We start from the raw sequence: 11,609 nt of genomic DNA, 5'->3' as shown, positions 1-11,609 counted from the left end.
GGGCAGCGCATACGGGAGCGTTTACAGAAAGAAATTCTCTTCAATGTTAGTTTGCAGGTTGAGTTCGGAGATGGAGATGATGCGTTCTTGGTAAAGGGGCGTGGAGAGCTACAGTTGGCAATTTTAATTGAGACGATGAGGCGAGAAGGCTTTGAGCTTTCAATTGGCAGGCCGCAAGTTCTTTTCAAAGAGGAGGCAGGTCAGCAGTTAGAGCCGATTGAACACTTACAAGTGGATTGTGATGAAGCATATCTTGGTATCGTCACTGAGAAGCTCTCGATGCGGAAAGGGAAGATGCTCAATATGCATAATGGGGGTTCAGGAAGGGTGCGAGTTGACTTCTCTATCCCATCAAGGGGCTTAATCGGGTACCGCAGTCAATATCTTACCGATACTCGCGGAACGGGTATTATGAATTCCTATCTAGAGGGATATGAGCCATACCGCGGGGATTTTCCTTCTCGGACCACAGGTTCACTTGTGGCAGATAGAACGGGAGAAGGTGTTGCATATGGATTATTCCATTTACAGCCGCGAGGTCGACTGTTTGTCTCCCCAGGAGAGCCAGTATATGAGGGGCTTATTATCGGAGAGCATACTCGAGGAAATGACTTGAATGTAAATCCATGCAAAGCCAAAAAGCTTACGAATATGCGGGCATCAGGAAAGGATGAAAATATTCAGCTAACACCTGTTACGCCAATGACCTTAGAGAAGGCGATTGAGTTTATTCGGGAAGATGAATTGGTTGAGGTTACTCCGAAGAATATAAGGCTCAGGAAAACAAAACTGAATGCGAATGACAGAAGAGACCGTCTGTAGCGAGTTTTCCCTGTAAGTGCTTTTCACGGTAAGAGACGAGGATGAGAGACCGAGGGCGCGCTCCTCTTGGTATTCCCTTTTCCTGTCGAGAAAGCCAGAAAGCCCCGACTAAAATCCAAGTAAATACAGTATATTAAAAAAAAATTTGATAAAAAATGCAAAAATAAAGCACATTCTTCCAACAGAGGGCATAACTTTTGTGACTTCTAAGTTGGGGATGCCAAGGTCGCTACTATCACCTAATCCCCCCCCCCACAGACCTTGATAGTAGCGGCCTTGGCCCCTTTTTTTTAGCTTTCCTTCTTTCAAGCACACAGAGAAATATTTACTTCCGCCTGATTAATCTCTCGAGATGTGGAGCGAGGAATTCTTGAAGTGCCTCACTTGTATTTTTTATCCCTCCTTGAAAACGGAGTCGATGTAGCAGAACATGCGGCAGGATAGTTTTTAGATCATCTTCATCAGCAAAACTTTTGCCGTTTACAATAGCATGTCCTCGGAGAGCTTGTTGAACCATTAACGCGGCTCGCGTTGATGCTCCGAACTGAAAGAGTGAAGCCCGTCTTGTGTCTTGTACGATATCAACTATGGTTTGCTGAATTTCTTTACTGACATGTACTTGGCGCGTAACCTCTTGAGCGTGAAGAATACTTGACCGAGTAGTAACTGGTTGTATGGCCTCAGCTCGATTAATGATTTCCTCGTGATGATCAAGAATTTCTACCTCTGTCTGAGCATCTACATACGACATTGGAATACGTAGTAAAAAGCGATCAAGTTGTACAAGTGGAAGAGGATATGTTCCCGCGAGATCGAGCGGATTTTGCGTTCCTACTACGAAAAAGAGCTGGTCTAGCTTGTGGGTCGTATTATCGATGGTAACTTGTTTTTCTGCCATGCATTCGAGGAATGCAGCTTGTACTTTTGGACCCGTTCGGTTCAGTTCATCTGCGAGCACAATATGAGCAAATACTGGTCCCCGAACAAAATGAAAAGTGCCACTCTTCGGTTCGAATATATTTACCCCGAGAACATCACCTGGAAGCATGTCGGGAGTAAATTGAATTCGTCGAAACGGAATCACTCCTTCTGGTACGTTACTCTCGCTTGCATCTTCTTTGATCAGCCGTCCGAGAGTTTTTGTCAGCAATGTTTTACCAGATCCTGGATAGTCTTCTAAAAGGACATGTCCATCCGCGAAAAGCGCCGTAAGAACCAGAGTGATAGTATCAGAGCGCCCTCGAATCACTGAGCTGAGAGCCGCATGAAGTTTCCCTGCCGTTTCCACAGCCGCGGCAATGTTTTCCGAGTTATTTCTTTCTGTTTCTTCCATTGATACTTCCATTTTTTATCCTCCCTTATCTTACCGCAAGCAATTGGTCTTCTACCACTCTACGTTTCCCTTTTCTTCCTTGAAAAGCAGTTCTCATTTCGGCTTTGCATAAACCTCGTTTGCGAGTTTCAAGATAACCTCAGAGAGGTCATCGCCAGTGACGACAAACGGACTTGAGAGACCTGTTCGAGAATTAAATCGCAGGCTGTGTTTCCCAGTGTCCGTTAACCCGTGCGTAATCAGGAACTCGTGTTGTCGGGTTGAGTCAATCAAAAATGGGCTCTTGTCAAAGATTGAAGGCCGTTCTCCCGTCGATGATGAGAAGTTGACGGGAAGTCTCAGCCCATAGCTTGGAATGCTCATTTTATTCAATGTAAATCCAATGAGCAGCAGGTCCTCATATTCAGCATCTTCGGGACGAATATGCTGCGCCATAGTGAGCACGAGATGTAATGTCGCGGCAGCATCTGCAGGCTTCCTGAGCCTCTTTCGTATCTCCCTTAGTTCGTTGAGCCCTTGAGCTTCATCTCCATGGTGTAATTTGTTCTCTGCAAGGTAGAGCTGGTAATAGTTCTGTGCTGGTCCGCGATCTTCCTCTTGTATGAAGAGCGTGATACGCCTTTCAAGGGTTTTTGCAGGCATGCGTGACAGTACATCTCCAAGCAAACTGTAATCGAGGAGACTATCAGTATTTCGAATATAGATATCTTCCGCATTTTCAAGGTCGTCAATAAGTAACTGCAAAACTCTACGATTGAGCCACCATGATCTTATTTTAAGATTTATCCTTTGCCATGTTCGTTTGAGAGATGACATGAAACTCTCTGAAGACGGATGTAAAACTGCTTGGCGACGTAGTTTCTGACGAAGAGCCGTAGCAAGAGAGCTCAGCGCTCCAGCCTCCAGATCCTCAATATCTGTTCCGATTCTCCCGAACCATTGTTGTCTTTGAAGAGCAGTGGAGAGGTGCTCAATTGCCTTATCTACTTCACCCCAATAGAGACTTATTCGTCCACGAATAAGATGAACAAGGGCGCGATGTTCTTCCCCGTTCCTGAGTGGAAACTGAGCCACACAAGACTCGAAGTTGTCAACTGCATCACTGGCTCCGCGAAGATCGAGTCGCTCTAGACGGATAATTGCAAGATTCAAACTTGGTAAAACATGTTGACAACCATCAGGAAGAGAAACGGCTTGCATCCATGAGCGCTCAGCTGATTGCTCTTGAAATGTTTCTCTATAGACTTCTCCAACATTATTAAGAGGGGTAGCAGCGTTACCCTCTTGAGAGCCCAGGGAAAACTCATGGGCAATAGCTTGACGAAATATTTCTATTGATAGATCTCGATCATTTCTGAGTGAGAGAAGGATTCCGAGCACATTCAGGTTTCTCCCTACATCGACTCCAATTGCTAGACCAAAGCGTGCTATTTTAATCGCTTCATCGATTTTTCCATTTTTCATGAGAATCCACGCACGAGATGCAGGGTACCAATTTTGGTAATAATTATAGGATTCATATTCATCGAGAGCAGCGAGCGCACCTTCATAATCATCCAGACTGAGTCGCGACTCTGCAAGCAGATGGAGATAGTGTGCATGAGTTGCAGCAGTAAGGGGGTCCCCATAGGGCGGAGGACCTGCTTGTAGTTGTAATAATTGAAGAGCTCGACGGATATATTTGAGTGCTAGTTTAAAGTGGTGGACATGCGCTATGTAGTAGGCAGCGAGCATTCCGTGCGCTTGATAACTTTCGGGATTCTTCGAGAGAGCAAGAAGTAATTTCGTGCGGGCATCGAGGGGACGCTCATCTTGAAAGAGTAATTCAGCTTCTCTGAGCAGTTCATCATGTGTCTTTGTGGTATCGACCTGCAGTGTTTCATCAGTATATGGACGAGAATTCGGATCAAGAGGATCAAGAATTGTAGTTTCAGCAACAGCAGTGCCTGCGAGTAGGGGTAGGAAGAGAGGCAAAGTCAGGGCTAGTAGAGAAAGTATGCTACGGACCAACATCTTATTATCCATGAAGAAGATTGAGCGGATTTACCAGTGACCAAACTCTTTTTCTAATCGAAAAATGTGATAGCTCTTTCATGTCAGCGTAAATGGCACTGTTTATCTCCTCTTTTGTGTTTTGTGTATCATTTCCATAGCGAAGCATGTGATAGAGTCGCCAGATCTGAACTGGAAAGGCTCCAGTATCCTGGTTAAGGCGATTCAAGTGTTCACGGTGAGTTTCTGCGAAAAGTCTTGGATAGCCATAATCTTGTAGTCGTACAGAAATTGCAGTGTGTGCACGAATTAATCTCTTTGAGAGTGGTGCTGGCAGTAACCAGCCGTAGAGTAGAATCAGCTTTCGTCCAAGCAGGAGTACGTACAACCCGATAGCGAGGTAGAGTATTGAAGTTGTCGAGGGAATCCATGGTCGGGAGGGTTCTTCAAAGGTCTGTTCGTCCTCATAGGACTCTGGTGGAATCAAGGCGTTCTCTGCTCCAATGAGTCCCATCAGTTCTTCAAGCAGTTGCGCATCTACTTCGGTATCAGCATGGCTTTCTACCTGTTCGGGTTGGACGTCAAACGGAACCCAGCCCGCGCCTTCAAAATATGCCTCCGCCCACGCATGCCGGTCGCTCATACGTAAAAGGATATGTCCGTCACGGGCCTGGCTGAGATCGGTGAGGTATCCAGTCGCAATGCGCGCAGGAATGCCGAGAGAGCGAAGCATGTAGGTCGTAGCATGCGCAAAGTGAACACAATAACCACGCATATCACCAAAAAGAAATGGAGCAACAGGATCTTCAGTTGGATCAATCTCATGATTGGGACTGAGAGTATAAATTGCATTCTTATTGAGGTATTCGACAATCAGCGAAGCCCGTAGAGCCGGGTTTTCTTCATCTCCTACAATGGAGCGAGCAATTTCTGCATATTTTTGATTTGAATGTTCTTTCAGGTAGAAGTTCTTCGTTTCCAGGGGCCATTGTGAGTGACCTCTCGGCTTTTGCGTGAGTGAATCTAAAGAATAAGCAGCTGCCACAGAATATGCTCGATAGACTCCTCGGAATCGTTCGGGTGATGGATTTTCAAGGGGTTCTACTGAGATGGGATAGTCCACCGTGAAAACGACATTATGATCCGATAATAAATAGACAGAATGCGGAACGGGAACTCGTTCAAAGTATTCCATTCGCTCTTGCCCTCGAAAAAACTGATTCGGGGAAGTTCCAGGAACATCATCATCAAACCCTTCAATGGCTTCAACAAGCTCCCTTCCATTGAAGGCAGAAAGCGCGCCCTCTCTCAGGTATAACATCGGAGAAAGAGGATTCTCAGGATAATCCCCTCGGAGACGCACAAGTGCTGCAGGCTGATTATTGCTTCCCAGTGCTGAATGAAATCCAAGTGGAGATTTCCCGACCGATTCTTCGGCAGCTTTTTGTCCGACTCCGTTCGCACCTAAGCTTTCTTGCATTACCTGGTAGTAAGAGTAGACCCCTCTCGAAATAAGACTGATGAAGAGGAGGATAACGGCATAACCAAGAAAATTGAAAAAAAATCGGCTTTCACCCGTGACTACAAACGTACGTCGATCGGTGCTTCTTTGGAACGGAGTTCCAGGATGCCCGATAATCGCAATATAGCAGACCGTCATAATCGTAATGATACTTGCTAGTATAATCAGCAAAGAAAAGGCGGAGGTATTTAAATCCCAAGCAAGTTGTTGGACAATTTTTGGTGCTAGTGCGAATTGAAAATCTCTGTGAAGAGAGAAAAAGCCTACAGACATAAGAAGAGTTGAGAGCACTTCAAATGTACCAAAATATCGAACACGCCAAAGAAGCCACGTGGTCATAAATCCAAAAACAAAAACATAAAAGATAAGGTTCCAATCAAGCAGCAGCGAGAAGGGTGCTAATATGCCGCTGGCTGTCTGCGTAAAGAATCCTTGTAGTATTTGAAAAAGACCATTTATACCGAGGAAAATAGTCAAAAATAAAATAGGAGCCACATAACTTCTAAGGCGTGTGAACGCAGTAAAGGTTCCGAGAAGAATACCGAACAACAGTCCGAGAACAAGCAGCTCTTTGGGCGTAGAAATGCTAAAAGTGTCGTGCATGATTGACACTATTGTAGCGCCAACAGCAAAACGCATAGCGGTCATCATGATGAGAAAAAGCAGATGCAATCGTGATTTCAAATCCGTATGCGCTTGAAATGGAGAGAGAGCAGCTCTTGGCTCTCTGTTTTCGATTTCTGTTGCGTACGTCATTATCCCTTTCATATCTACTAATTCTGAACGAGTGTAAACCGAACATTATTCTTCTCACACTCACTGAGGAATTGCTCACGAGCATTCTGCATCATGGCGTCATCATTTGGAGCAGTTTTCTCAGTTCCTTCATCATCTCGAAAAATAATCCTTTCAAGAAGGGGTGAGCTTTTTTCATTCTCTTGCCTATCAGCGGCATCAAGTATTATCCAAAAGCTATCAAGATGCTGCTTGTTGAGGAGCGTTTGAAGCTCTAGTGCCGCGGCCATGAACTCAGGATTGCTTAGTCGCTTGACTGATACAAAGACGGTCAGAAGGTTCAGTCGACTTCCATGCTCTCGTGCTTGATGTTCAGAAAGAGAGGCTACATTTCTCATTCTCTCTTCGGTTGTGGTTACATCTGCCTGCCATACTCCGGCAAGTAAGACTTCTTCTGCCTGTGAAGAAGATGTCGCGGTACCAGTATGAGCTGTATCGGATTCTTGCCAGCCATCGGCAGCGAGCAGAAACTCGAATCCCTCTTCCTCTAGTACACGCAGATATGAGATGACAGTTGAGCAGAGGGCATCATCGTTTTTACCAGCGAGCACCAATGCCGAAATAGTTCCCTCGGGACGCATCGATGGCTCTGGATGTCTTGCAAGGAGTTCGCCTGACTTTGCATATACCTTCCACAAAATCTTTCGAGCGCCATCGGCTGGATGATAGCGCTTTACATCAAAGAGGTCGCCTCCTCTATTTTGTAGCTCTACTTGCTCAACCCCTGAAGTCGTATCAGAAGTAAAAATAGGAATCTCTTTTGGGGATAGCACTGGCGGATAGACCGGAATTGTCATTGAGGGGTGAAAGTTGACCTGCCACGAAAATTTAGAAAGCCCGAGCGTATCTTGAAGAGCGCACTCTATGTGAGAAAGACTCCATTGGCCGCGATGAGGCATTTCGAGAAGTTGCATCAGTTCTTTTCCTTTTCCTAGGTCTCCAGCAACCTTCCATGTAGCTGCGTTCTGTTCTTGAAGAAAATGCGGAGTTAAGGAAACAGAAAAGAGGGGTGGAAGGTATATTTCTGACAGCCGAATAAAGAGAGAGAAAGGGTGCTCTGAAGTTGGACGGCTTGATGTGCTGAATTGAGGAACTCCATAGGTTGGTCGTAGCTGAATGCGAGCGCACATCCTCCAACCAGTCAGCAGAGTAGCGATGCTCATTACAGGGACAAGGATGATTAACGAGTATCCAACTACTGCTGCAATCAGATCTGAATGTTGAGAAGCGGGACCAATCACCATTGAAATTCCGAAGAGCAGAAGCACGAGCCCTTGTAAGGTCGGGAGATGACGAATTCGTCTTTTCTGGCTCGAAACATCGTCGGTTTTGATGTTGTCTAAGCCATTGCTCGCTGAATCGAGAGGTATATCACTTGAGCTGAGAGATGTTGACATATTCCAATGAAACGAGTGTTTTTTTACAGGGGTATTCGGGTAGTATGACCTGTTCTTCATAAGAGCGCTACTACCGCTGGAATGTGAAAATTGACCATTTTCACCAAGATCGCTCAGCGAATAGGAGGTAGAGTCTACCGAGAAGGGGTATTGTAAAAGAGGAATCTCTGGCTGGAAAGTGTTTGTATTGTATCAGCAAGGAAGTTCTGAAACTCTTACTCATATGACTTTCGTCTGTCTGCTCTTCGGCTGGTGCAAGCAGGGAGAGTGTCAAAGGACATAATCTCGAAATGAGCATAGAGAATATGGTGAATAATTCGAGCTAAACAGTAGAGAGCGAGTCAACTGGGCATATAGCAGATCAGCTCTTGGTCAGGAGAATGAAAAATGAGCAAAGAACGCTGGAACGACTTTAAGAAAAGAAGCTGGATCGGATTGAATGAGCAGTTCTTCTTTGACTATAGCTGCATTCATGAATCCCTCGATTTTCCGGTTGATAAGCGCAATTCAGCTCTTGAGGGAATGCGAAGATTGGAGCAGGGCGAAAGAGTAAATCAGGATGAAGATCGCATGGTGGGACACTACTGGTTGCGGGCTCCTGAGCTTGCCCCCACCTCTGAGCTGGCAAGTGCGATAGAAGAGGAGCGTAGTCGCATACAAGGCTTTGTAGCACAAATTCATAAGGGGGCTTTGCGTTCTGGAGCAGGAAAATCCTTTACATCGCTCTTATTAATAGGAATAGGGGGGTCTGCGCTCGGTCCTCAGTTAATGGCAGACATCTTCCATACGCCTCAGCGCCCACTTCATTTTTTCGCGATTGACAACACAGATCCCGAGGGAATCGCTCATACCGTAAGTCAAATTCCTTCGCTTGAGGAAACGTTAGTTCTTGTGGTCTCTAAGTCTGGTGGAACCAAAGAGACTCGGAATGGAATGATTCTTGTTGAGAAAATCTTTGAGAAGCAGGGACTATCTTTTCCGAAACATGCAGTTGCTATAACTGGGAAAGGGAGCCTTCTCGATATTTATGCGCAAGAACAGGGATGGATAGAACGATTTCCAATGTGGGATTGGGTTGGAGGACGAACGAGTCTATGGAGCGCTGTTGGGCTTTTGCCAGCAGCTCTTTTGGGGATAAATATCGATGCGCTCTTAGAAGGGGCGCGCGAGATGGATCAATGCACACGTGGGGAACAACCTGAGGAAAATCCTGCGCTCATGCTCGCGCGGATATGGCAGATCATGGCCGCCTCGAGAGACATGGTAGTTTTACCATACAGAGACAGGTTGCTCTTATTAAGCCGATACCTGCAACAGCTGATTATGGAGAGCCTTGGGAAAGAGTGTGATCTTGATGGGAACCGAGTACATGAGGGCATCGCAGTCTACGGCAATAAGGGGTCTACGGACCAGCACGCCTATGTGCAGCAGCTTCGGGATGGGAGAGATAATGTATTTATCTCGTTTGTCGAAGTATTGGAGGAATCCGTGGGTTTTGATAAAGGAGCTGAACAGCTTGTACATATCTGCAAAGAAGAGGTAGAGGAGGGGATGACAGCAGGAGATTATCTTCAAGGCTTCCTCCTTGGCACACAGAGAGCGTTATTCGATAGTGGTCGACCATCGGTGATGATTTCTCTTCGTTCCCTCAATGAATTTAGTGTTGGAGCGCTACTTGCCTTCTTTGAGCGTGCAGTATCTTTTTATGCGAGTATGGCCAACATTAATGCGTATAATCAACCAGGAGTAGAAGCTGGAAAGAAAGCAGCAGAGCGAGTAGTCCAGTTAAAGAAAGATATTGTGCATCTGATGTCTCAAGAAGCAGGTCGTTACCAGAGTGTCGATGAGCTAGCACATGCACTTTCCTCTGATGAGCGATTTGAGATTTTTAAGATACTGGAACGACTTGCTGCCAACGGAGTCGTTGCTGTTTCGGATGAGTCTGAAGAGGTGTTTTTACGCCAATATTGTTTACGGAACTAGCTGACTTTTGGGCTCGAGCTGTCGGCTGTTACCGCCCCCTCACTTTTTTATCAGACCTTTAGCGAGGTCTTTTGAATTTTCTCGTTGTCGGTGTTTCCCCGTCTTCAACGAGGACTTCTACGCAACAAGAGCTTTTTGTTTTCAGAGTTGCCCGAGTTTTTCCCGCCACTTGTTTTGTAACGAAAGCATCATCTTCAAGACTCTTGCATTTTTTCCTTTTGTTCGGCTTGCTAAATTTTTTGAATCTGACGGTATAGCTTAAGACATCAGCAAACTCTGTTTCGGGAGCAGTCCATGTAGCCACGCATCGATTCCTAGTCGAGTTTATGCTTCGCAGCCGCAATTTTAAGGAAGAGGGGGTTGTCTCTTGTAGCGCGAGTGCCACATCAATAATAGTGCCGAGAATAGAGAAGTGATCAATGGATGCACAAGCGATCGGATCTCCATTTTCATCAGTTGTAATCGTTGTCGCGAGTGGAGACCAGACCTCGCTGTCCTCATCATAGCGAGCGATGAGGACAGCATCAGTTGTTGCTCCTACGGCACTCAGCTCTGTTTCATCAATAGGGATGCAGAGTTCAGCATCTTTTTCGGGGATTGTTACAGCCGTGCCGCCGATCTTTGGCGTAATCTCCCAAACAGTAAGGGGAAGACTTTCAAGTGTACTGCTAAATTCTGTGGCGGTATTAATCTCAACACTTCCAATGCCAGACCCCACTGATAATCCTCCTGAGGGAAACTCAATGGTTGCTTGCCCATCAGGAAAAGTAAGCTTTGTATTTTGATTGAGGAGGATGGTGGGTGATACCAGCGTGTAGTACGTGCCTGAGTCAGAAATCGCCAGATTTATGCTATCGCCAGTTTGCGATGCAATGGTCTGATAACTTGTTTCCCCAGAGTATTTTCGCGAGTTACTATTGCTTGTTGTGGACTCGACGCCAAAACAATTCACTTTCCAGTTCTCTGCTTTGTTTTCGTTTTTTACATAGAGCGGAAGGATAACAGAGCTTTCTCCGGGAGTTACTTTTGCAGAGCTTTTTTCTTTTCTGGCATTGTATGCTGAGCACGAGATGCTTGAGAAAGATCCGAGGTTAAGGCTACTACCAGTTTGATTCGTTGCCGAGAGATTCACGGTAAGAAGGTAGTTCGGCTCTTTCAACGTAAAGTCAAGCGGGAATGTTGAGATGCTCTCAAACGGAATAGTGATGATCTGTGGTTTCGGAGGAATTTTATCAGTAGCTCCCTGCTGAGTTTGTGGTGGGAAAACTGATACTCTATAGGTTCTTCCCGAGATAACTGGCACACTGAGTGAGCTCGTTGCTGAAAATTCACCACTTACCAGAACATCAAATGATCCAAGCACGTTTGGATCGGCGTCGGATTCAATTCGAAAGTAACCACCGACTTGAGTGGTTAAATCACTATCAAATAGTCGTAGCTCAACCTTTGCCTCAGCTTTTTCGGCTACGAGTGAGATAATGGGGGCTGGATCATTTGGGCTGGTCGAATTCAGGCTGAAGGTTTGAAAATCTTTGCGCACATAAAAGGAGTTACTTGTCTCTTGATCTGTAAAGACGCCGCTGAATGGGAGTTCTGGATTTCCCGTGCCGTTTGCTGGGTTAAGAGCATTTGGTCCTGGACGGAGTCGATATCGGTAAGAGAAGTGGTTGACGAGCAGTGCGTTGCTTAACACTCCGGAGTTTGGTATCGCGCCTTGCTTTTGAAAAGTTGGAGCAATATTCGCATTGGAAGTCGAGTCGAATAG

General features: G+C 45.8%; 8 protein-coding genes. 2 read left to right on the top strand and 6 right to left on the bottom strand.

Going from position 1 to position 11,609, the window contains the following annotated elements; all coding sequences use genetic code 11:
* A partial coding sequence (locus EBR25_10365; protein ID NBW41385.1) for a translational GTPase TypA occupies positions 1-822 on the top strand: 822 nt, incomplete at its 5' end.
* Positions 823-930: 108 nt separating this feature from the next.
* Here the strand turns inward: EBR25_10365 and EBR25_10360 are convergent.
* The 5 genes from EBR25_10360 to EBR25_10340 form a co-directional block, all read right to left on the bottom strand.
* The gene (locus tag EBR25_10360; GenBank protein ID NBW41384.1) at positions 931-1,137 is read right to left on the bottom strand and encodes a hypothetical protein; all 207 of its coding nucleotides are present in this window, start codon (positions 1,135-1,137) and stop codon (positions 931-933) included.
* A gap of 10 nt (positions 1,138-1,147) precedes the next feature.
* On the bottom strand, positions 1,148-2,167 hold the full coding sequence (locus EBR25_10355) for a MoxR family ATPase (protein NBW41383.1): 1,020 nt from the start codon (positions 2,165-2,167) through the stop codon (positions 1,148-1,150).
* A gap of 81 nt (positions 2,168-2,248) precedes the next feature.
* The gene (locus EBR25_10350) at positions 2,249-4,180 is read right to left on the bottom strand and encodes a hypothetical protein (protein NBW41382.1); all 1,932 of its coding nucleotides are present in this window, start codon (positions 4,178-4,180) and stop codon (positions 2,249-2,251) included.
* On the bottom strand, positions 4,173-6,437 hold the full coding sequence (locus tag EBR25_10345; protein NBW41381.1) for a transglutaminase domain-containing protein: 2,265 nt from the start codon (positions 6,435-6,437) through the stop codon (positions 4,173-4,175). Before EBR25_10345 ends, EBR25_10350 begins: the two co-directional genes overlap by 8 nt.
* Positions 6,438-6,442: 5 nt before the next feature.
* The gene (locus EBR25_10340) at positions 6,443-7,921 is read right to left on the bottom strand and encodes a DUF58 domain-containing protein (protein ID NBW41380.1); all 1,479 of its coding nucleotides are present in this window, start codon (positions 7,919-7,921) and stop codon (positions 6,443-6,445) included.
* A gap of 327 nt (positions 7,922-8,248) precedes the next feature.
* On the opposite strand from EBR25_10340, the gene pgi reads away from it, so the two are divergent.
* A complete protein-coding gene (gene pgi, locus EBR25_10335; protein NBW41379.1) occupies positions 8,249-9,844 on the top strand; it encodes a glucose-6-phosphate isomerase in 1,596 nt (531 codons plus the stop codon).
* 58 nt (positions 9,845-9,902) lie between these two features.
* Here pgi and EBR25_10330 read toward each other — a convergent pair.
* Positions 9,903-11,609, bottom strand: a 1,707-nt coding sequence (locus EBR25_10330) for a hypothetical protein (protein NBW41378.1), incomplete at its 5' end; no start/stop codon positions are given.

It is taken from the genome of bacterium, assembly GCA_009926305.1.
In the GTDB taxonomy this organism is placed as follows: Bacteria; Bdellovibrionota_C; UBA2361; order UBA2361; family RFPC01; genus RFPC01.
The sequence above is the reverse complement of the archived record's forward strand: the minus strand, read 5'-3'. Positions and strand labels throughout refer to the sequence as shown.

What these genes read in the sequence shown, in the direction of transcription:
- EBR25_10355 (NBW41383.1), bottom strand. Translation starts at nt 2,167, where the DNA reads ATGGAAGTATCAATGGAAGAAACAGAAAGAAATAACTCGGAAAACATT.
- EBR25_10350 (NBW41382.1), bottom strand. Translation starts at nt 4,180, where the DNA reads ATGGATAATAAGATGTTGGTCCGTAGCATACTTTCTCTACTAGCCCTG.
- EBR25_10345 (NBW41381.1), bottom strand. Translation starts at nt 6,437, where the DNA reads ATGAAAGGGATAATGACGTACGCAACAGAAATCGAAAACAGAGAGCCA.
- EBR25_10340 (NBW41380.1), bottom strand. Translation starts at nt 7,921, where the DNA reads ATGAAGAACAGGTCATACTACCCGAATACCCCTGTAAAAAAACACTCG.
- pgi (NBW41379.1), top strand. Translation starts at nt 8,249, where the DNA reads ATGAGCAAAGAACGCTGGAACGACTTTAAGAAAAGAAGCTGGATCGGA.